Source organism: Streptomyces klenkii, from assembly GCF_003626645.1.
GTDB lineage: Bacteria > Actinomycetota > Actinomycetes > Streptomycetales > Streptomycetaceae > Streptomyces > Streptomyces klenkii.
Map to the genome: position 1 here is coordinate 23,497 of NZ_RBAM01000015.1, position 21,390 is coordinate 44,886.

The window sequence follows — 21,390 nt, forward strand, 5'->3', positions numbered from 1 at the left end:
GGGCCCGGTCGTCACGGGTGGCGGAACGTGCGGCGCCGCGCGGCTCGGGCGCGGCGCTGTCAGCGGCACCTGCCACAATGCAGTCCGCAGCCCGAAGAGAAAGCGGAGCGTGATCGTGACGGCAATTGGTGCGTCGCCCGGGGCGTCGATCGAAGGCAGGATCGCCGAGGAGCTCGGCGTGCGGGAGCGGCAGGTGAAGGCCGCGGTCGACTTGCTCGACGGCGGTTCGACCGTGCCGTTCATCGCCCGCTACCGCAAGGAAGCCACCGAGATGCTCGACGACGCGCAGCTGCGCACCGTCGAGGAGCGGCTGAGGTACCTGCGCGAGCTGGAGGAGCGCCGCACGGCGGTCCTGGAGTCCGTGCGCTCCCAGGGCAAGCTGGACGAGGCGCTGGAGGCGCGCATCCGCGCCGCCGACTCCAAGGCCCGCCTGGAGGACATCTACCTGCCCTTCAAGCCCAAGCGGCGCACGAAGGCGCAGATCGCGCGGGAGGCCGGCCTGGAGCCGCTGGCGGACGGCCTGCTCGCCGACCCGGGCACCGAGCCGCTCGCCGCGGCCGCCGCGTTCGCCGGTGCGGACAAGGGCGTCGCGGACGCGGCCGCCGCGCTGGAGGGCGCCCGGGCCATCCTCACCGAGCGGTTCGGCGAGGACGCCGACCTCATCGGCGAGCTGCGCGAGCGCATGTGGACGCGCGGGCGCGTCGCCGCGAAGGTCCGCGAGGGCAAGGAGGAGGAGGGCGCGAAGTTCGCCGACTACTTCGACTTCGCGGAGCCCTTCACCGAGCTGCCCTCGCACCGGGTGCTCGCCATGCTGCGCGGCGAGAAGGAAGAGGTCCTCGACCTCACGCTGGACCCGGAGCCGGCGCAGGAGCCGGACCGGGCGGCGGCCGCGGGCCCGAGCGCGTACGAGCAGATGATCGCGCAGCGCTTCGGCATCGCGGACCGGGGCCGGCCCGCCGACAAGTGGCTGGGCGAGACGGTGCGCTGGGCCTGGCGCACGCGCGTCCTCGTCCACCTCGGCATCGACCTGCGGCTGCGGCTGCGGCAGGCCGCCGAGGACGAGGCGGTCCGCGTCTTCGCGGCGAACCTGCGCGACCTGCTGCTCGCCGCCCCGGCCGGCACCCGCGCCACGATGGGCCTCGACCCCGGCTTCCGCACGGGCGTGAAGGTCGCCGTCGTGGACGCGACGGGCAAGGTCGCCGCCACGGAGACGATCTACCCGCACGTTCCGCAGAACAAGTGGGACGCCTCGCTCGCGGCGCTGGCCCGGCTCGCCCGGGAGCACGGCGTCGAGCTCGTCGCCATCGGCAACGGCACGGCCTCCCGCGAGACGGACCGGCTGGCGGCCGACCTGATCTCCCGTCACCCGGAGCTGAAGCTCACGAAGGTGATGGTCTCCGAGGCCGGCGCCTCGGTCTACTCCGCCTCCGCGTTCGCCTCCCAGGAGCTGCCCGGGATGGACGTCTCGCTGCGCGGCGCCGTGTCGATCGCGCGGCGCCTCCAGGACCCGCTCGCCGAGCTCGTCAAGATCGACCCCAAGTCGATCGGCGTCGGCCAGTACCAGCACGACCTGTCCGAGGTGAAGCTGTCCCGCTCGCTCGACGCCGTCGTGGAGGACTGCGTCAACGGCGTCGGCGTCGACGTGAACACCGCGTCCGCGCCGCTCCTCGCGCGCGTCTCCGGCATCAGCTCCGGCCTCGCCGAGAACATCGTCGCCCACCGCGACTCCAACGGCCCCTTCCGCTCCCGGCGGGCGCTGAAGGACGTGGCCCGGCTGGGCCCCAAGGCGTACGAGCAGTGCGCGGGCTTCCTGCGCATCCGCGGCGGGGACGACCCGCTGGACGCCTCCAGCGTCCACCCCGAGGCCTACCCCGTGGTGCGGAAGATGGTGAAGAGCACGGGCGGCGAGGTCGCCTCCCTCATCGGCAACACGTCCGTGCTGCGCTCCCTGCGGCCGGACGCGTTCGTCGACGCGACGTTCGGTCTGCCGACGGTCACCGACATCCTGCGCGAGCTGGAGAAGCCCGGCCGGGACCCGCGGCCCGCGTTCAAGACGGCGAGCTTCAAGGAGGGCGTCGAGAAGATCGGCGACCTGGAGGCCGGGATGGTCCTGGAGGGCGTCGTCACCAACGTCGCCGCGTTCGGGGCGTTCGTGGACGTGGGCGTCCACCAGGACGGGCTGGTGCACGTGTCGGCCATGTCCCGGACGTTCGTGAAGGACCCGCGGGACGTCGTCAAGCCCGGTGACATCGTGCGGGTCAAGGTCATGGACGTCGACATCCCGCGCAAGCGGATCTCGCTGACGCTGCGGCTCGACGACGACGCGGCGTCGCCGTCCGGCGGGGGTGGCGGAAGCCGCCCGCGCCCGGAGCGGGGCGCCGAGCGCGGCGGCGGGCGCCGTGGTGCGGGGGCGCCTCAACAGCGGCGCGGCGGCCCGCGCGAGGCGGCTCCGCCGGTGAACGACGCGATGGCGGAGGCGCTGCGCCGCGCGGGCTTGCGGTAACCGCGTACGTACGGGTCCGGTGGCTTGCCCATTCCGCCGGACCCTCGCCGTCGTGGCACTTCGCCGCTGCGGCGGGCATTCTTGTGCTTGCGGCGCCGATCACTGCGCCCGTTGCGGCGGGGAACTTTCCCCCGCCGCAACGGCGATAAGCCACCACGTGGCAGCCCGGCGGTGCCCAGCCGGGCTGTAGGGCCGTCAGATCACCCCTCTCCGGAGGAGAAGCGCGGGACCGGGGCCTCGTACAGCCACGCGGCCAGCAGGGGACGCAGCGGGCGGTTCGCCGTCGACTCCGCGTGCGTCACGAAGCGTTCCGTGTCCGCCGTCGAGCCCCGGTGCGCCGAGTGCCAGGTCCGGAGGATCCGGAAGAAGCAGTCGTCGCCCACGGCCAGCCGCAAGGCGTGCAACGTGCACGCGCCGCGTACGTAGATCCGGTCGTCGAAGAGCTGCCGCGGGCCGGGGTCGGCGATGCACAGGTCCTGCCCGCCGCAGGCGAGCCCGTGGCGGGCCGCCCGGGCGAGCGTGTCCGCGTCGTCCTCGCCGAGGTGTTCGGACCACAGCCACTCCGCGTACGTGGCGAAGCCCTCGTTGAGCCAGATGTGCCGCCAGTCGGCGACGCCGGCGCTGTTGCCGAACCACTGGTGCGCGAGTTCGTGGGCGACGAGGGTCTCGGAGCCCCGCCGCCCGTCGACGTGGTTGCGGCCGAAGACGGACAGCGTCTGGTTCTCGACGGGCGCGGCGAGCTCCGCGTCGACGATGACGGCGCCGTAGGTCTCGAACGGGTAGGGGCCGAAGAAGCCGCTGAAGGCGCGCAGCATCCGCGGCTGCCGGGCCAGGTCGTGGCGGGCCTGTTCGGCGAGGTGGGCGGGGTAGGCGTTGCGGAGGGTGCCGCGGGTGTCGTGGGTGAAGCGGCCGGTGCAGACGGCCGCGAGGTAGGAGGCCATGGGCCCGGGGTGGTGGTAGGTCCAGGCGGTGGAGTCCTCGGTCTCGCGGCGTTCCCGGAGGGTGCCGTTGGCCAGGACGTGGTGGCCCCGGGGCACGGTGACGGTGAAGGTGTAGGCGGCCTTGTCGTCGGGCCGGTCGTTGCACGGGAACCACGACGGCGCGCCGACGGGCTGGGAGGCGACGAGGGTGCCGCCGTGGTCGTCCCCCGTGCGGTCCCAGCCGATCGGCCCGAACGGCGTGCGGACGGGCCCGGGCCTGCCGCCGTAGTGGACGTCGGCGACGAACGGCTGTCCGGCGGCGAGGGCCCGCGGGGCGGCGAGCACCGCCTTGCCGCCGTGCTGGTGGACGGTGACGGGCTGCCCGTCGAGGTACGCGGCGCGGACCTTCAGCCGGGCGAGGTCGAGGGCGATGCGGCCGGTGCGCTCGTTGGCGACGGCCCGGATGCGGGCGTGGCCGTCGAGCCGGGCCCGGCCGGGGTCGTAGCCGAGCGTCAGGTCGTAGGCGAGGGTGCGGTGGCCGTCGGAGCCGTTGCGGGGGAAGTAGCGCGGGCCGCGGGCGGGGTGCAGGGCGGCGTCGGCGGCGGCCGCGGTCAGCGGGAGGGCCGCCGCGGCCCCGAGCAGGGCGCGGCGGCTGCACCGGAAGCGGTCGCGAAGGCTCATGCGACCGCCCCGGAGGGAGCCGGGGCCGGCGCCGCGCCCGCGATCGGGTTGCCCGCCCAGCGCGTGCCGGCCGGAACCGTCTCGCCGCGCATGACCAGGGAGGCCGGGGCGAGGGAGACGCCCGCGCCGACGGTGCTGCCGGGCAGGACGATGCCGTGCGGGCCCAGGGACGCGCCCGCGCCGAGGCGGACGGCGTCCATGCGCATGATCCGGTCGTGGAAGAGGTGTGTCTGGAGGACGCAGCCGCGGTTGACGGTGGCGCCGTCGCCGAGGGAGACGAGGTCGGTCTCGGGCAGCCAGTGCGTGTCGCACCAGACTCCGCGCCCTATGCGCGCCCCGAGGCTGCGCAGCCACCAGTTGAGGACGGGCGTGCCGGTGAACGGGCCGGCCAGCCACGGCACGGCGAGCGTCTCGACGAAGGTGTCGTAGAGCTCGTTCCGCCAGACGAACGAGGACCACAGGGGGTGCTCGCCCGCGGTGAAGCGGCCCACGAGGAGCCACTTGGCCGCGGTGGTGGTCAGGCCGGCGGCGAGGCCCGCGGCCAGCAGCAGCGGGGCGCCCACCAGGGCGGCGAACAGCAGGCCGCCGGTGTCGAGGGCGTCCTGCTCGGCGAGGAGGACGAGCTCCGCGAGGGCGAAGCCGGCCATCAGCGGGAGCACGCGGCACAGTTCGACGGCGGCGCGGGCGGCCACGAGGCGGCGCGCCGGCTCGAAGGTGCGGTGCGCGTCGGTGACGGCGGCCTTGCGCGGCAGGGGCATCGCGGGGCGGCCGAGCCAGGAGCTGCCGGGTTCGCTGTGCTCGGGCGCGTCGGAGAGGACGCCGATCAGGGCGTGGTCGGGCACGCGGCGGCCGGGGCCGACGATGCCGGAGTTGCCGACGAAGGCGCGCCGGCCGATGTGCGCGGTGCCCAGGCGGAGCCGGCCGCCGCGCAGTTCGTACGGGGCGACGAGCGTGTCGTCGGCGAGGAAGGCCCCGTCGCCGACGGTGAGGAGGGAGGGCAGCGGCAGGACGGTCGAGATTTCGGCGCGCCGGCCGACGCGGGCGCCCAGGAGGCGCAGCCACACGGGCGTGGCGAGGCTCGCGTAGAGCGGGAAGAGGCTCGCCCGGGCGCCGTCCAGGAGCCGGGTGACGAGCCAGGCGCGCCAGGCGACGGCGCCCCACGCCGGGTGGTCGCCGGGCCGGATGCCGCGGCCGAGCAGCCGTACCGCGGCGGCGACGAGGAGGGCCCAGGACAGGCTGCCGACGACGGTGAGCACGGGGACGGCGGCGAGGAGCGTCAGGGAGACGGACAGCAGGGTGGTGCAGTCCTTGACGAGGTAGTAGGTGCCGACGAGCGCGGGCAGGGCGGCGAGGAACGGGAGGAGGGGCAGGGCGGCCAGCGTGAGGGCGTAGGCGGCCTTCGCGCGGAGGGAGGGCAGCGCGGGCGCCCCGGCCGGTACGGGCTCGGCCCGGCCGGTGCTGCGCGCCGGCGATCCTTCCCACCGCTCCCCCGCGCCGGCGTGGCCGTCCAGGCAGGCTCCGGGCGCGAGTTCGGCGCCCGGGGCGAGGGTCGCTCCGGGCATCATCGTGCTGCGGTGGCCCGCCCGGGCTCCCGCGCCGAGGGTGACGCGGCCGACGTGCAGGTCGTCGCCGTCGAGCCACCAGCCGGAGATGTCGGCCTCGGGTTCCACGGAGCAGCCGTCGCCGAGGGTGGCGAGGCCGGTCACGGGCGGCATCGCGTGCAGGGCCGTGCCGCGGCCGGTCGTACAGCCGAGGGCCCGCGCGTACCGGGCGGCCCAGGGGGTGCCCAGGAGCGCGGGGACCCCGAAGGTGGCGACGGTGCGTTCGGCGGCCCACAGCCGGATGTGGGCGCGGCCGCCGCGCCGGTACGTGCCGGGTGCGATGCCGCGGGTCAGCAGGCGTGCGGCCACGGCACCGACGGCGAGCCGGGCGGGGGCGCTGAGGAGGAGCAGCCAGCCGGCGATCACCAGCCACCAGGAGGTGTGCGGGGCCCACTGCCGGGGTGCCAGCAGGCCGAGGACGTCGTCGGCGGCGGCGAGGGCGACGAGCCCGCGCAGCCCGGCGACGCCGAACAGGGCGGTCTGCACGAGGATCTGGGCCGCGCCGGCGCGTCTGCGCACGGGGCGGACCGGGCGGGCGGCGCTCTCGGGGCGGGGGCCGGGGGCGGCGAGGGAGTCGAGGTGGGCGGCCATGTCGCGCAGGACGGGGTGCCGGTAGAGGCCGGCGACGGAGACCCCGGGGTAGTGCTCGCGCAGGGCGGAGGCCATGCGGGCGGCGGTGAGGCTGGTGCCGCCGAGGGCGGTGAAGTCGGAGCCGGCGGCGGGCCGGGTGCCCAGGTGGAGCTCCCACAGGTCGGCCAGGCGGGCAGCGGTGCCGTGCAGTTCACCGCCGTCCGGTTCGCCGCCGTCCGCCGCGCCGCCCGTTCCGGCGGGTCCGGGCGGCGGCCAGGGCAGGGCGTCGCGGTCGACCTTGCCGGAGGTGCGGGTGGGCAGGTCGGCGAGCTCGGTGAGGACGGGCACGAGCGCGGCGGGCAGGCGCTCGGCCAGCAGCGCTCTGGCCTCTTCGCGCCGGTAGGAGGCGTCGGGTACGACGTAGCCGACGAGGATGTGCCCGCCGGCGGGGGTGTTCCGTACGGCCGCGGCCGCCCCGCGCACGCCGGGCAGGGCGCCGAGCGCGGCGTCGATCTCGCCGAGTTCGACGCGCCGCCCGCCGAGCTTGATCTGGTCGTCGGCGCGGCCCGCGAAGACCAGGCCCTCCGGGTCGGCCCGGACGAGGTCGCCGGTGCGGTAGGCGCGGGGGTCGCCGAGGGCGGGCGAGGGGCGGAAGCGGTCGGCGTCCTTGACCGGGTCGAGGTAGCGGGCGTTCCCTGCGCCGGCGACGACGAGTTCGCCCTCGGTGCCGTACGGCACCGCTTCCCCGGCCTCGTCGACCACGGCCAGCCGCCAGCCGGCCAGGGGCAGCCCGATGCGTACGGGCTCGCCGGGCAGCAGGCGCGCGGCGCAGGCGACGACGGTGGTCTCGGTGGGGCCGTAGGTGTTCCACATCTCGCGGCCGGGCACGGCGAAGCGGCTGACGAGGCCCGCGGGGCACGCCTCGCCGCCGACGATCAGCAGGCGCACGCGGTCGAGGGTCTCCGGGGGCCAGAGCGCGGCCAGGGTCGGCACGGTGGAGACGACGGTGATGCCGCGCTCGGCGAGCCAGGGCCCGAGCTCGTGGCCGGCCCGGACGAGGGAGCGGGGGGCGGGGACCAGGCAGGCGCCGTGCCGCCAGGCCAGCCACATCTCCTCGCAGGAGGCGTCGAAGGCCACGGACAGGCCGGCCAGCACCCGGTCGCCGGGGCCTAGGGGCGCGTCCTGGAGGAACAGCCCGGCCTCGGCGTCCACGAAGGCGGCGGCGCTGCGGTGGGTGACGGCGACGCCCTTGGGGGCGCCGGTGGAGCCGGAGGTGAAGATGATCCAGGCGTCGTCGCCGGGGCGGACGGGGCGTGTCTCCCCGGGAGTGGAACCGTGCGTCGGCGAGAGCCGGCCGCCGGGGCCGAGGACCGCGCGGACGCCTGCCTCGCCGAAGACGGTGGCGGCGCGCTCGTCGGGGTCGTCGGCATCGACGGGCACGTAGGCGGCACCGCAGCGCAGGACCGCGAGGATCGCCAGGTAGAGGTCGGCGGTGCCGGAGGGGACGCGGACGCCCACGCGGTCGCCGGGGCCGATGCCGGCGCGGTGCAGGAACGCGGCCCGGCGGGCGACCTCGTCGCACAGCTCCCGGTAGGTGAGGACCTCACCGGCGGCGTCGAGGGCCGGAGCACCGGGATGGCGCGCCGCGGTGGCGTCGAGGATGTCGAGCAGGGTGCGCGGCGGAGCCGGCGGGGCGCCGCCGTAGAGCGCCCGGGCTCTGTGCGGCGTGCCGGGTACGGAGACGGTGGAGTGGGACATCGGGGCGGCCTCACTAGATGCCGTGGTGCGGTGGTGGTACGGGCGTCCTTCGGACGTCCGACACCACAGACGGCGGGTCGCGCGAGACCGGTTCGTATCCCGGTGCCAACATTCCGTAAATCGAACAGAGTCCGTACAACCCCAAGAAACCGCGATGTCCCGCCTGCCGCAGGGTTTTGCGGCCGGCAGGTCAGGCGGTACGGCCGTGCGCCTTGGGGAAGGTTTGGCCTGGACCTGGGGTTGTTTTCGGACACTCCTGGAGCAGCGGCGTCAGAGCTCCGTAAGGCGACCCTGTGAAACCTCTATGCGGCGGGTGGTGCGGACCGCGTCCAGCATCCGGCGGTCGTGCGTGACCAGGAGCAGCGTGCCGCTGTACGAGGCGAGGGCCGACTCCAGCTGCTCGATGGCCGGCAGGTCCAGGTGGTTCGTGGGCTCGTCCAGGACCAGGAGGTTCACGCCACGGGCCTGGAGCAGGGCCAGCGCCGAGCGCGTCCGCTCCCCCGGCGAGAGCGTGGCGGCCGGGCGCAGCACGTGGTCGGCCTTCAGGCCGAACTTCGCCAGCAGCGTGCGCACGTCGGCGGGCGCGAGCTCGGGGACGGCCGCGCCGAAGGCATCCAGCAGCGCCTCCGTGCCGAAGAACAGGGCGCGCGCCTGGTCGACCTCGCCGACGACGACGCCCGGGCCGAGCGCGGCGTGCCCGGCGTCCAGCGGCAGCCGGCCGAGGAGCGCGGCCAGCAGCGTGGACTTGCCGGAGCCGTTGGCGCCGGTGATGGCGATCCGGTCGGCCCAGTCGACCTGGAGGTCGGCGGGGCCGAAGGTGAAGGAGCCGCGGCGCACCTCGGCGCCGCGCAGGGTGGCCACGACGGCGCCGGAGCGCGGGGCCGCGGCGATCTCCATGCGCAGCTCCCACTCCTTGCGGGGCTCCTCGACGACGTCGAGCCGCTCGATGAGCCGCTCGGTCTGCCGGGCCTTGGCGGCCTGCTTCTCGGTGGCCTCGCTGCGGAACTTGCGGCCGATCTTGTCGTTGTCGGTCGCCTTGCGGCGGGCGTTCTTGACGCCCTTCTCCATCCAGTTCCGCTGGGTCCGGGCGCGCGCCTCCAGCCCGGCCCGGGTGTCCGCGTACTCGTCGTAGGCCTCGCGGGCGTGCCGGCGGACGGTCTCGCGCTCTTCCAGATAGGCGGCGTAGCCGCCGCCGTAGAGCCGGATCTCCTGCTGGGCCAGGTCGAGCTCCAGGACCTTCGTGACGGTGCGGGTGAGGAACTCGCGGTCGTGGCTGACGACGACGGTGCCGGCGCGCAGCCCGGTGACGAAGGACTCCAGGCGGGCCAGCCCGTCGAGGTCGAGGTCGTTGGTGGGCTCGTCCAGGAGGAAGACGTCGTAGCGGCTCAGCAGCAGGGAGGCGAGCCCGGCGCGGGCGGCCTGCCCGCCGGAGAGGCTGGTCATGGGCCGGTCGAGCCCCACGGCGAGGCCGAGGGTGGCGGCGACCTCCTCGGCGCGCTCCTCCAGGTCCGCCCCGCCCAGCCCGAGCCAGCGGTCCAGGCTCACGGCGTACGCGTCATCGGCGCCCGGCGCGCCCTCCACGAGCGCCTGGGTGGCGGCGTCGAGCTCGGCCTGGGCCCGCGCGACCCCGGTCCGGCGGGCCAGGAAGGCCCGCACGCTCTCCCCGGGCCGCCGGTCCGGCTCCTGCGGCAGGTGCCCGACGGTGGCCGTCGGCGGGCTGAGCGAGATCCCGCCCTCCTCGGCCCCGTCCAGCCCCGCGAGCAGCCGCAGCAAGGTCGACTTCCCGGCGCCGTTGGCCCCGACCAGTCCGATGACGTCACCGGGCGCGACGACGAGGTCGAGCCCGGAGAAGAGGGTACGGTCGCCGTGTCCGGCGGCCAGGTTCTTGGCGACGAGGGTGGCACTCATATCCCGACGACTCTAACCGGCGCGGCGGATGATCCCGTACCGGTTTTCGGGGAGGCGGCGGGAGCGCCTGCCCGAACGAGCGAACAATTTCCAGGACCGGCCCCGGGCCCGCTCCGGCTGCGCCAGCATGCCGCCTATGAACGCTGGTCGGAACAGCCCCCCTCTGGTCAGGTGCTCGCACTGCCGCAACGCGATGTGGTGGGACGTGACGTACCCGTACAAGCCGACGTGGTACTGCTCCATGTGCACTTTCCCGCGCGACCGGCAGCGCAGCGCCCACGCCGCGCCGCCGCAGTGCCCCGAGGGGTGTGCGAGCGCCGTGATCCAGACCGGGGACGACGGAAGCAGGACGTTCGTCTGCCACCGCAAATAGGAAGGCGCCGCACCGTCTGCGGGGCCCTGTCGGCCGGTCCTACAGTGGCCGCATGGCGACCGCAGAGCACGACCGGGAACGGCGGCAGGTGTTCGGGGACGATGCCGAGCAGTACGACACCGCGCGGCCGGACTATCCGGGCCGGCTGATCGACGACGTACTGGACTTCGCCGCCCTTACCGCGGGCGTTCCCGCCGTCGAGGTCGGTGCCGGGACCGGCAAGGCGACGCTCGCCTTCGCGGCGCGCGGCACCCCGGTGACGTGCGTCGAGCCGGACGCGCGGATGGCGCGGGTGCTGCGGCGCCGCTGCACGGGGATGCCGCACGTCGCCGTCGAGGTCGCCGACTTCGAGACCTGGCGCCCGGAGCGGCCCTACGGGCTGCTGTACTGCGCCCAGGCCTGGCACTGGGTCGACCCGGCGGTGCGGTGGGCCCGGGCGCGGACGGCCCTGCGCCCGGGCGGGGCGGTGGCCCTCTTCTGGAACCACTGGCACTTGGAGGACCCCGGCCTGGCCGAGCGGCTGACGGCCCTCCACGCCCGGCAGGGGATGGAGGTGCCGCCCTACACCATCCTCGACCCGCGCCCCCGCCCGGCCCGCCGCGGCCCGCAGGCGCGCCAGTGGCACGAGATGGAGGCCGACGGCGGCTTCACCGACGTGGCGCACCGGCTGTACGAGACCACGCACGAGCGCACCCCGTCCGGTCTGATCGAGCTGCTCGCCTCCTTCTCCGGCTACCGGGTGCTCCCGCCGGCGGCACGTGAACGGCTCTTCCGGGACGTGTCCCGGATCGTGGAGCAGGAGGGCGGGGGCGCCGGGGTACGGGTGACGAGCAGCCTGTTTCTGGCGCGGAGCCGGGCCTGAGCCGGAATGCCCGGCCCGTGGCCCGCCGCGCCGACATACTGAGCTCGCCCCCTCCGATGGTTCGGCGCGCCCCCGTCGCGCCGGAAAGGCGGTCGCCATGGGTCTGCCCGTTCCCCTGTCCGGTGTCGTCCCGCCGCTCTGCACGCCGCTGACCCCGTCGGGCGAGGTCGACACCCGCTCGCTGGGGTCCCTCGTGGAGCACGTGCTCGCGGCCGGCGCGCACGGCGTGTTCGTGCTCGGGTCCAGCGGGGAGACCGCCTGCCTGAGCGACGCCCAGCGCCGCACCGCGCTGCGGGCCGCCGTCGACGCGGTCGCCGGCCGGGTGCCCGTGCTCGCCGGGGTCATCGACATGACGACCGCCCGCGTCCTGGACCACGCGCGCGCGGCCGCCGCCCTGGGCGCGGACGCGCTCGTCGCCACCGCGCCCTTCTACGTGACGACCCATCCGGCCGAGGTCCGGGACCACTTCCGCCGCATCCGCGAGGGCGCCGGGCTGCCGCTCTTCGCGTACGACATCCCGCAGTTCGTCCACACCAAGCTGGATGCCGGGACCCTTCTCGCCCTGGCCGAGGACGGGACCGCCGCCGGGCTCAAGGACAGCAGCGGTGACCTCGGCGCGCTGCGCCGGCTCCTCGTCGAGCTGCGCCGGCGCGGCCTGGACGGCACGTTCGCCGTCCTGACCGGGTCCGAACTGGCGGTCGACGCGGCCCTGCTGGCGGGTGCCCACGGCGTCGTCCCGGGGCTGGGCAACGTGGACCCGGCCGGCTACGTACGGCTGTACGAGCACGCCCGGGCCGGCCGCTGGCCCGAGGCGGCCGCCGAACAGGACCGGCTCGCGGCCCTGTTCGCGCTGGTCGAGGCGGGCGACCTCACCGGCATGAGCCCGACCGCGTCCGCCCTGGGCGGCTTCAAGGCCGCCCTGCACCTGCTCGGCGTCATCGGCTGCCCGGCGACGGCTGCGCCGCTGCGCCCCCTGTCCGGCGAGGCCGTGGACGCCGTGCGGCAGCACTTGGCGCGGGCCGGGCTGCTGTGACCCCGGACGGGGTCACGGTCGCCGGGATCCCGGGCGATGTCAGACCCTCGGGCTAGCGTGTACGGACAACGCGGCAACACAGCGACGCGGCGCATGCGCACACTCCGGAGGCACCTCATGGCCCAGTCCGCTCCCCTCAAGGCCCGCGCGCGGGTCAGGGAATTCGCGCTCTCGCTGCCGGGCACCGCCGAGGAGTTCCCCTGGGAGGAGGACGCCGTCGTCAAGGTCAACAAGAAGATCTTCGTCTTCCTCGGCTCCGAGGGGAACGCCGAGTCGCCCGGCATCTCGGTCAAGCTCAAGGACGAGGAGGTGCACGGCCACGCCCTGGCCGTCCCCGGCGCGGCGCCCACGGGCTACGGCCTCGGGAGGCACGGCTGGGTGTCCGTTCCGCTCACCGGGGAGAGCGCCCCGGCGGAGGTGCTGTGCGACTGGGTGGAAGAGAGCTACCGGACCATTGCCCCGAAGCGGCTCGTCGCGGAGCTCGACGCCCGCTGAGGCCGGCGGATGCCCGTTGAGGCCGGCCGAGGCGAGCCGGAGCCGCCTGAGGCGAGGTCTTGTGAAAACTGGAACCTGTTCTTAGCATCGCGAGTGTTACAGCAGTTGTGTCACAGAGGGTGTGCCGCAAGAGGTTGTACCCACAAGGGACATGTCGCAGGGGACATGCCCCATGGTCGTGTCACCGACGCACAGGGGGTCCGGATGACCGGGACGGCGGCCGGCGGTCCGCTCAGCGGCGTGCGCGTGGTCGAGCTCGCGGGCATCGGGCCGGGCCCGTTCGCCGCCATGCTGCTGGCCGACCTCGGGGCGGACGTCGTCCGCGTCGACCGGCCGGACGGGCCGGGCCTGCACATCGCCCCGTCCCGCGACGTCACCAACCGGAACAAGCGCTCGGTGACGGCCGACCTCAAGACCGAGGACGGCCGGCGCGCGGTCCTCGACCTCGCCGCCCGGGCCGACGTCCTCATCGAGGGCTACCGGCCGGGCGTCGCCGAGCGGCTCGGCGTCGGCCCCGACGCGTGCCTCGCCCGCAACCCCCGCCTCGTGTACGGGCGGATGACCGGCTGGGGCCAGCACGGCCCCCTCGCCGACACCGCCGGCCACGACATCGCGTACATCGCCGTCACCGGCGCCCTCGGCCTGTCCGGCCCGGCCGACGGCCCGCCCGCCTTCCCCGCCAACCTCCTCGGCGACTTCGGCGGCGGCGCCCTCTACCTCGTCGTCGGCGTCCTCGCCGCCCTCCACCACGCCCGCGCGGGCGGCGCCGGGCAGGTCGTCGACGCCGCCATCGTCGACGGCACCGCGCATCTGACCGCGCTCATCCACGGCATGATGGCGGCCGGCGCCTGGCAGGACCGGCGCGAGGCCAACTTCTTCGACGGCGGCTCCCCCTTCTACGGCACGTACGAGACGGCCGACGGCGGGCACATGGCGGTCGGCGCGCTGGAACAGCGGTTCTACGTGCAGTTCATGGAGCTCCTCGGCCTGCCGGAGACGGCCCCCGCCCGCGAGGACCCCGCCCGCTGGGGCGAGCTGCGCGCCGCCATCGCCGCCCGCTTCCGGGAGCGCACCCGCGCCGAGTGGACGGCCGTCTTCGACGGCTCGGACGCCTGCGTCGCCCCCGTGCTGTCGCTGCGCGAGGCCCCCGCCCACCCCCACCTCGCGGCCCGCGGCACGTTCGTCGAGCACGAGGGTCTCACCCAGCCCGCCCCCGCCCCGCGCTTCTCGGCCACCCCCGGCTCCGTACGCCGCCCGCCCGCCCGGCCCGGCACGGACACCGCCGAGGTGGCGCGGGACTGGGACGTCCCCAGCCTCGACTCGCTCCCGAAGGGCCCGCACAGATGAAGCGCCAGATCTTCACCGCCGACCACGAGGCCTTCCGCGGCACCGTCCGCGCCTTCCTCGCCAAGGAGGTCGCCCCGCACTACGAGCAGTGGGAGCGCGACGGCATCGTCTCGCGCGAGGCGTGGCGGGCGGCGGGCCGCCAGGGCCTGCTCGGGCTCGCCGTGCCCGAGGAGTACGGCGGCGGTGGCTCCGCCGACTTCCGCTACAGCGCCGTGCTCACCGAGGAGTTCACCCGCGCCGGCGCCGCCGGCCTCGCCGTCGGGCTGCACAACGACATCGTCGGGCCGTATCTGACGGGGCTCGCCACCGAGGAGCAGAAGCGCCGCTGGCTGCCCGGCTTCTGCACGGGCGAGATCATCACCGCCGTCGCGATGACCGAGCCGGGCGCCGGCTCCGACCTCCAGGGCATCCGCACCTCCGCCGAGGACCGCGGCGACCACTGGCTCCTCAACGGCTCCAAGACCTTCATCTCCAACGGCATCCTCGCCGACCTCGTGGTCGTCGTGGCGCGCACGACGCCCGAGGGCGGGGCCAAGGGCCTGAGCCTGCTCGTCGTCGAGCGCGGCATGGCGGGCTTCGAGCGCGGCCGCAACCTCGACAAGATCGGGCAGAAGGCGCAGGACACCGCCGAGCTGTTCTTCCACGACGTCCGCGTGCCCAAGGAGAACCTCCTGGGCGAGCTCCACGGCGGCTTCGTCCACCTGATGACCAACCTCGCCCAGGAGCGGATGAACATCGCCGTGGCCGGGATCGCCGCCGCCGAGCACCTGCTGGAGATCACCACCGCGTACGTCAAGGAGCGCGAGGCGTTCGGCCGCCCGCTCGCCAAGTTGCAGCACGTCCGCTTCGAGATCGCCGAGATGGCCACCGAGTGCGCCGTGACCCGCGCGTTCCTGGACCGCTGCATCGCCGAGCACACGGCCGGCACGCTCGACGCCGTGCACGCCTCCATGGCCAAGTGGTGGGCGACGGAGCTGCAAAAGCGCGTCGCCGACCGCTGTCTGCAACTGCACGGCGGGTACGGGTACATGAGCGAGTACCCGGTCGCGAAGGCGTACACCGACGGCCGGATCCAGACGATCTACGGCGGCACCACCGAGATCATGAAGGAGATCATCGGCCGTTCCCTGCTCTCCTGATCCGCCCGCTCCGCTGTTCCGCCCGCCCTCCTGTTCCGCCGCCCTCCTGATCCGCCCGCCGGCAACCCACCGGCAGCCCGCCACAGCCCGCCCCCGCCCCGAAAGGCCCACGACCTTGAGCACCGAAGCGTACGTATACGAGGCGATCCGCACCCCGCGCGGCCGTGGCAAGGCCAACGGCGCCCTGCACGGCACCAAGCCCGTCGACCTCGTCGTCGGCCTCATCCACGAGCTGCGGCGCCGCCTGCCCGGCCTCGACCCGGCCGCGATCGACGACGTCGTGCTCGGCGTCGTGAGCCCCCTGGGCGACCAGGGCTCGGACATCGCCCGGATCGCGGCCATCGCCGCCGGGCTGCCCGACACCGTGGCCGGCGTCCAGGAGAACCGCTTCTGTGCCTCGGGCCTGGAGGCCGTCAACATGGCCGCCGCCAAGGTCCGCTCCGGCTGGGAGGACCTCGTCCTCGCCGGCGGCGTGGAGTCGATGTCGCGGGTGCCGATGGGCTCCGACGGCGGCGCCTGGTTCAACGACCCCATGACCAACATCGACGTCAACTTCGTGCCCCAGGGCATCGGCGCCGACCTCATCGCGACCCTCGGCGGCTTCACCCGCACCGACGTGGACGCCTTCGCCGCCCGCTCGCAGGAGAACGCGGCCGCCGCCTGGAAGGCCGGCCGCTTCGACCGCTCCGTCGTCCCCGTGCGCGACCGCAACGGCCTCGTCGTCCTCGACCGGGACGAGCACCCCCGCCCCGGCACCACCGTCGAGACCCTCGCCGGGCTCAAGCCCTCCTTCGCCGCGATCGGCGAAGCGGGCGGCTTCGACGCCGTGGCCCTCCAGCAGTACCACTGGGTCGAGAAGATCGACCACGTGCACCACGCCGGCAACTCCTCCGGCATCGTCGACGGCGCCTCCCTCGTCGCCATCGGCAACCGCGAGACGGGCGAGCGCTACGGCCTGACCCCGCGCGCCCGCATCGTCTCCGCGGCCGTCTCCGGCTCCGACCCCACCATCATGCTCACCGGCCCGGCCCCCGCCACCCGCAAGGCGCTCGCCAAGGCGGGCCTGACCATCGACGACATCGACCTCATCGAGGTCAACGAGGCCTTCTCGGCCGTGGTGCTGCACTTCGCCCGCGAGATGGGCATCGGCCTCGACCGGATCAACGTCAACGGCGGCGCCATCGCGCTCGGCCACCCGCTCGGGGCCACCGGCGCCATCCTGCTCGGCACCGTCATCGACGAGCTCGAACGCCAGGACAAGCAGTACGGCCTGGTCACCCTCTGCGTGGGCGGCGGCATGGGCATCGCGACCGTAGTCGAACGGGTCTAGCCCCCCCCCGAGGCCGGTCACAAGACGTGCCGGCCCCCGGCCCGGCCCCCCATCCCACCAGTCCGGCGACTGACGACACACCCCCATGGAGAGCATCCACATGAGCGAGCGCAGCACCATCCGCTGGGAGCGGAGCGACGACGGCGTCGTCACCCTCGTCCTGGACGACCCCGAGCAGTCCGCCAACACCATGAGCGAGGCATTCAAGGCCTCCCTCACGGCGGTCGCCGACCGCCTGGAGGCGGAGCTCCGGGCGGACCCGGCGTCCGTGCGCGGCGTCATCTTCACCTCGGCGAAGAAGAGCTTCTTCGCCGGCGGCGACCTGCGCGAGCTGATCGCCGCGACCCCCGCCGACGCGCAGCGCGTCTTCGAGGGCAGCATGGTCATCAAGCGCGACCTGCGCCGCATCGAGACCCTCGGCGTGCCCGTCGTCGCCGCCGTCAACGGCGCGGCCCTCGGCGGCGGCTACGAGATCGCGCTCGCCTGCCACCACCGCATCGCCCTGGACACCCCCGGCACGAAGATCGGCCTCCCCGAGGTCACCCTCGGCCTGCTGCCCGGAGGCGGCGGCGTCACCCGTACGGTACGGCTCCTCGGCATCACCGACGCCCTGCTCAAGGTGCTGCTCCAGGGCACGCAGTACGACGCGCGGCGCGCCCTGGAGGCGGGTCTCGTCCACGAGGTGGCCGCCGACCGGGACGAACTCCTGGCCAAGGCCGGGGCCTTCATCGACGCGCACCCGGCGTCGCAGCAGCCCTGGAACGTCAAGGGCTACAAGATCCCCGGTGGTACGCCGGCGAGCCCCCGCTTCGCCGCGAACCTGCCGGCCTTCCCGGCGAGCCTGCGCAAGCAGCTCGGCGGCGCCCCCTACCCGGCGCCGCGCAACATCCTGGCCGCCGCGGTCGAGGGCTCCCAGGTCGACTTCGAGACCGCGCAGGTCATCGAGGCCCGCTACTTCACCGAGCTCGTCACCGGCCGCACCTCGAAGAACATGATCCAGGCGTTCTTCTTCGACCTCCAGGCCGTCAACTCCGGTGCGAGCCGCCCGGACGGCGTCGCCCCCCGCCAGGTGCGGAAGGTCGCCGTCCTCGGCGCCGGCATGATGGGCGCGGGCATCGCCTACGCCTGCGCCAAGGCCGGCATCGAGGTCGTCCTCAAGGACGTGTCGGAGGAGGCCGCGCGCAAGGGCAAGGCCTACTCCGAGGGCCTGCTGGCCAAGGCGCTCGCCAGGGGCCGCACCACGGAGGAGAAGCGGGACGCCCTGCTCGCCCGCATCACCCCCACCGCGGACGTGGCCGCCCTCGCCGGCTGCGACGCCGTCATCGAGGCGGTCTTCGAGGACACCGCGCTCAAGCAGAAGGTCTTCCAGGAGGTCCAGCAGGTCGTCGCGCCCGACGCGCTGCTGTGCTCCAACACCTCCACGCTGCCCATCACCGTCCTCGCGGAGGGCGTCGAGCGGCCCGCGGACTTCGTGGGCCTGCACTTCTTCTCGCCCGTCGACAAGATGCCGCTCGTCGAGATCATCAAGGGCGAGCGGACCGGCGACGAGGCGCTCGCCCGCGCCTTCGACCTCGTGCGGCAGATCCGTAAGACGCCCATCGTCGTCAACGACTCGCGCGGCTTCTTCACCTCGCGCGTCATCGGCCGGTTCATCAACGAGGGCGTGGCCATGGTCGGCGAGGGCGCCGACCCGGCCTCGGTCGAGCAGGCCGCCGCGCAGGCCGGGTACCCGGCGAAGGTGCTCTCCCTCATGGACGAGCTGACCTTCACCCTGCCGCGGAAGATCCGCGAGGAGACGCGGCGCGCCGTGGAGGCCGACGGCGGGACGTGGACGCCGCACCCCGCGGACGCGGTCATCGACCGCATGGTCGAGGAGTTCGGCCGCACGGGCCGCAGCGGCGGCGCCGGCTTCTACGACTACGCGGACGGCAAGCGGGCCGGGCTGTGGCCGGGGCTGCGCGAGCACTTCACGCGCGAGGACGCGGCCGTCCCCTTCGAGGACATGAAGGAGCGGATGCTGTTCTCGGAGGCGCTGGACACGGTCCGCTGCCTGGAGGAGGGCGTCCTGACGTCCGTCGCGGACGCCAACATCGGCTCGATCCTCGGCATCGGCTTCCCCGGCTGGACGGGCGGCGCCTTGCAGTACATCAACGGTTACGAGGGCGGTCCGGCGGGCTTCGTGACCCGCGCGCGGGAGCTCGCGGCGACGTACGGCGAGCGGTTCGAGCCTTCGGCTCTGCTGCTGGAGAAGGCGGAGCGGGGGGAGCGGTTCTAGCCGTCCCGGCAGCCGCCGTTCGTCAGCCCCGCTCCGCGTCCTCGTAGGCCGTGCGCAGCTCGTCGTTCAGGGAGCGCTGGAAGGCGGTGACCAGCGCCTGGACGACGAGCGGCTGCATGTGGGCCGACAGCGACTTCATCGCCGCGACGTCCGGCGTGCGCGTCTCCACCTCGTCGCGGAAGAGCCGCGACAGCTCCCGCGCGGTGGCGCGGGCGTGCTCCAGCAGCACCGTCCGCGCGGCGAGGATCGCCTCCGGGGCGATCGGCACGTCCAGCAGCCGGACGCCCAGGTGGAGGAGGCCGGGGTCGACCCGGAAGCCGCCGCCGGAGCCGTCCCGTTCCAGGACGTTCATCGCGGCGAGCCGGTCGACGTCCTCCTCGGTCAGGGCGCGGCCCGCCCGCCGCTCCAGCTCCTCCCGGCTCGTGTCCTCGGCCTCGTCCGGCATCCAGGAGGTCACGAGGGCGCGGTGGATGGCCAGGTCCTGGGCGCTGAGGCCCTCGGGCAGCCGGTTCAGGTAGCGCTCGATGGCGGCGAGGGTGAGGCCCTGGCGCTGGAGTTCCTCGATGAGGGCGAGCCGGGAGAGGTGGCCGGGCCCGTAGCGCCCGACCCGGCGGGGGCCGAGCTCGGGCGGGGGCAGCAGCCCGCGGGTGCTGTAGAAGCGCACGGTCCGGACGGTCACCCCGGCCCGGGCGGCCAGCTCGTCCACCGTCAGGGCCGGTTCACCGGTCTCCGTCCCGGTCCCGGTCTCCGCACCCGTCCCGGTCCCCGTCTCCGCTTCCGTGGCCATGGGCGGCACCTCGCTCTCTGTTCCGCACCCGTCGGTGTCGAACAGTATTGCTGTGCCACCGCCGCTGTGAAACCGGCGGCGGCCCGCCCCGCGCCTCGTGCACGGGGCGGGCCGCCGGAGCGGTCAGTGCCGGTGGGCGCGCTCCGCGTCCTGGATCTGCTTCCAGGACTTGGGCGGAATGAGACCGGAGGTCACGGACTTCTTCGCCTTCGCGGCCTTGCCGTCCGCGGCCGGAGCCGGCAGCGTGGCCGGCTTCGACGGCTGGAACAGCCAGGTGTCGAAGAGCGGGGCGAGCTGCTTGCCGGTGGCCTTCTCGGCGAACTTCACGAAGTCCTGCACGGAGGCGTTGCCGTAGCGCTTCTCCGCCGGCCACTGCTTGAGGATCGAGAAGAACGCCTTGTCCCCGACGGTGTTGCGCAGCGCCTGGAGGGCGACGGCCCCGCGGTTGTAGACGGCGCGGTCGAACTGCCGGTCCGCGCCCGGGTCACCGGGCTTGACCTTCCAGAAGTCGTTCTCGGCGGGGACGCTGTTGTAGATGTACTCGGCGAGCTCCTGGGCCGTGCCCTCGCCCTCCTTCTCCGACCACAGCCACTGGGCGTACGTGGCGAAGCCCTCGTTCACCCAGATGTCGCGCCAGTCCTTGACGGAGACGCTGTCGCCGAACCACTGGTGGGCGAGCTCGTGCACGACGACCGACTGGTTGGCGCCGTTCGCGAACGACGAGGGGCTGTAGAAGGGCCGGGTCTGGGTCTCCAGGGCGTAGGAGGACGTCACGTTCGGCACGTACCCGCCGACGGCGGTGAAGGGGTACGGCCCGAAGACCGTGCTCTCCCAGTCGGTGATCTCCGCGGTGCGCTCGATGCTGGCCTTGGCGGAGGAGAGGTTGTCGCCGAGGTCCTTGCTGTAGGCGTTGACGACGGGCAGGCCGCTCGCGGTCGTGTCCGTGGTGATGTCGAACTTGCCGACGGCGAGGGTCGTCAGATAGCTGGCCTGGGGCTTGGTGGAGCGCCAGTTGTAGCGCGTCCAGCCGAGCTTGGAGGTCTGGGAGGCGAGCACGCCGTTGCTGATGGCCTGGACGTCGTCCGGTACGGACACGGAGATGTCGTAAGTGGCCTTGTCGGTGGGGTGATCGTTGCTGGGGAACCACCAGGCCGCCGACTCCGGTTCCTGGGCGATGACACCGCCGTCGGGGGTGCGCTTCCACGCCGAGTAGCCATTGACCTTCACGGCGGAGGGGACGCCGCTGTAGCGGACCACGACGCTGACGGGCTTGCCCTTCTCCAGCGGCCCGGCAGGGGTGATCTCCAGCTCGTGGGCGCCCGACTGCTTGTGGGCGGCCTTCTTGCCGTTGACGAGCACCTCGCTCACGTCGAGCGTGAAGTCGAGGTTGAACCGGGACAGCGCCTGGGTGGGGGTCGCGAGCAGGGTCGCCGTGCCCTCCAGCCGGTCCGTCTTCGGCTGGTACTTCAGCCGCAGGTCGTAGTGGGAGACGTCGTAGCCGCCGTTGCCGGAGTCGGGGTAGTACGAGTCCCCGACACCCGGGGCGCCGGGCGTGGCGTCCGCCGCCGAGGCCGGGACCGCGAGCAGCAGGAAGGCGGCAGCGGCCGTGCTCGGAACGATGAGTCTCTGACGCACGAGTCACTCCAACTCGTAGAGGAGAACGATCACTCGAAGCCTATGTACTCACCAACCACGGGGGAATGTCCATGGCGCCTTCCGACATGTGATCGACATACCTGCGTCACGAGGCGGGACGGCCGTCAACTCCTGAAGTCGTCGTCACCCCTTCTGTTTCCGGCCCCGGCGGC

The 21,390-nt window shown here is 74.1% G+C and carries 14 protein-coding genes; 9 read left to right on the forward strand and 5 right to left on the reverse strand.

Going from position 1 to position 21,390, the window contains the following annotated elements:
• Window positions 1-115 precede the first annotated feature (115 nt).
• Complete coding sequence (locus D7231_RS28590) at window positions 116-2,503, forward strand: Tex family protein (RefSeq protein ID WP_241999965.1); 2,388 nt, start codon at window positions 116-118, stop codon at window positions 2,501-2,503.
• Window positions 2,504-2,703: 200 nt separating this feature from the next.
• Here the strand turns inward: D7231_RS28590 and D7231_RS28595 are convergent, their stop codons facing one another.
• From D7231_RS28595 to D7231_RS28605, 3 genes are all read right to left on the reverse strand, one after another.
• Window positions 2,704-4,104, reverse strand: coding sequence for a M1 family metallopeptidase (locus tag D7231_RS28595; RefSeq protein ID WP_120758455.1), 1,401 nt, complete (start codon window positions 4,102-4,104; stop codon window positions 2,704-2,706).
• Window positions 4,101-8,033, reverse strand: a complete 3,933-nt coding sequence (locus tag D7231_RS28600) for a Pls/PosA family non-ribosomal peptide synthetase (RefSeq protein ID WP_120758456.1) — start codon at window positions 8,031-8,033, stop codon at window positions 4,101-4,103. The genes D7231_RS28595 and D7231_RS28600 overlap by 4 nt, the downstream gene beginning before the upstream one ends.
• A 270-nt stretch (window positions 8,034-8,303) precedes the next feature.
• Window positions 8,304-9,941: an ABC-F family ATP-binding cassette domain-containing protein gene (locus D7231_RS28605; protein WP_120758457.1), complete on the reverse strand. Its 1,638-nt coding sequence runs from the start codon at window positions 9,939-9,941 to the stop codon at window positions 8,304-8,306.
• A gap of 136 nt (window positions 9,942-10,077) precedes the next feature.
• On the opposite strand from D7231_RS28605, the gene D7231_RS36270 reads away from it, so the two are divergent.
• The 8 genes from D7231_RS36270 to D7231_RS28645 all read left to right on the forward strand — a co-directional run bounded on the left by D7231_RS36270 (window position 10,078) and on the right by D7231_RS28645 (window position 18,795).
• A complete protein-coding gene (locus tag D7231_RS36270; RefSeq protein WP_147449810.1) occupies window positions 10,078-10,314 on the forward strand; it encodes a hypothetical protein in 237 nt (78 codons plus the stop codon).
• Between the two features lie 52 nt (window positions 10,315-10,366).
• On the forward strand, window positions 10,367-11,176 hold the full coding sequence (locus D7231_RS28615; RefSeq protein WP_120758459.1) for a class I SAM-dependent methyltransferase: 810 nt from the start codon (window positions 10,367-10,369) through the stop codon (window positions 11,174-11,176).
• A 97-nt stretch (window positions 11,177-11,273) separates the two neighbouring features.
• Window positions 11,274-12,209, forward strand: a complete 936-nt coding sequence (locus D7231_RS28620) for a dihydrodipicolinate synthase family protein (protein WP_120758460.1) — start codon at window positions 11,274-11,276, stop codon at window positions 12,207-12,209.
• 117 nt (window positions 12,210-12,326) lie between these two features.
• On the forward strand, window positions 12,327-12,704 hold the full coding sequence (locus D7231_RS28625; protein WP_120758461.1) for an MmcQ/YjbR family DNA-binding protein: 378 nt from the start codon (window positions 12,327-12,329) through the stop codon (window positions 12,702-12,704).
• Window positions 12,705-12,908: 204 nt separating this feature from the next.
• Window positions 12,909-14,051 (forward strand): CaiB/BaiF CoA transferase family protein, encoded by a 1,143-nt coding sequence (locus D7231_RS28630; protein WP_120758462.1) that lies wholly within the window; start codon window positions 12,909-12,911, stop codon window positions 14,049-14,051.
• The gene (locus D7231_RS28635; protein ID WP_120758463.1) at window positions 14,048-15,190 is read left to right on the forward strand and encodes an acyl-CoA dehydrogenase family protein; all 1,143 of its coding nucleotides are present in this window, start codon (window positions 14,048-14,050) and stop codon (window positions 15,188-15,190) included. Before D7231_RS28630 ends, D7231_RS28635 begins: the two co-directional genes overlap by 4 nt.
• A 115-nt stretch (window positions 15,191-15,305) precedes the next feature.
• Window positions 15,306-16,520, forward strand: a complete 1,215-nt coding sequence (locus tag D7231_RS28640) for an acetyl-CoA C-acetyltransferase (protein ID WP_120758464.1) — start codon at window positions 15,306-15,308, stop codon at window positions 16,518-16,520.
• 100 nt (window positions 16,521-16,620) lie between these two features.
• Window positions 16,621-18,795, forward strand: a complete 2,175-nt coding sequence (locus D7231_RS28645; protein WP_120758531.1) for a 3-hydroxyacyl-CoA dehydrogenase NAD-binding domain-containing protein — start codon at window positions 16,621-16,623, stop codon at window positions 18,793-18,795.
• A gap of 22 nt (window positions 18,796-18,817) precedes the next feature.
• On the opposite strand, the gene D7231_RS28650 is transcribed toward D7231_RS28645, so the two are convergent.
• Together D7231_RS28650 and D7231_RS28655 are read right to left on the reverse strand one after the other, a co-directional pair.
• Window positions 18,818-19,582, reverse strand: coding sequence for a MerR family transcriptional regulator (locus D7231_RS28650; protein ID WP_120758465.1), 765 nt, complete (start codon window positions 19,580-19,582; stop codon window positions 18,818-18,820).
• A 123-nt stretch (window positions 19,583-19,705) separates the two neighbouring features.
• The gene (locus D7231_RS28655) at window positions 19,706-21,217 is read right to left on the reverse strand and encodes a M1 family metallopeptidase (protein WP_120758466.1); all 1,512 of its coding nucleotides are present in this window, start codon (window positions 21,215-21,217) and stop codon (window positions 19,706-19,708) included.
• Window positions 21,218-21,390 lie beyond the last annotated feature (173 nt).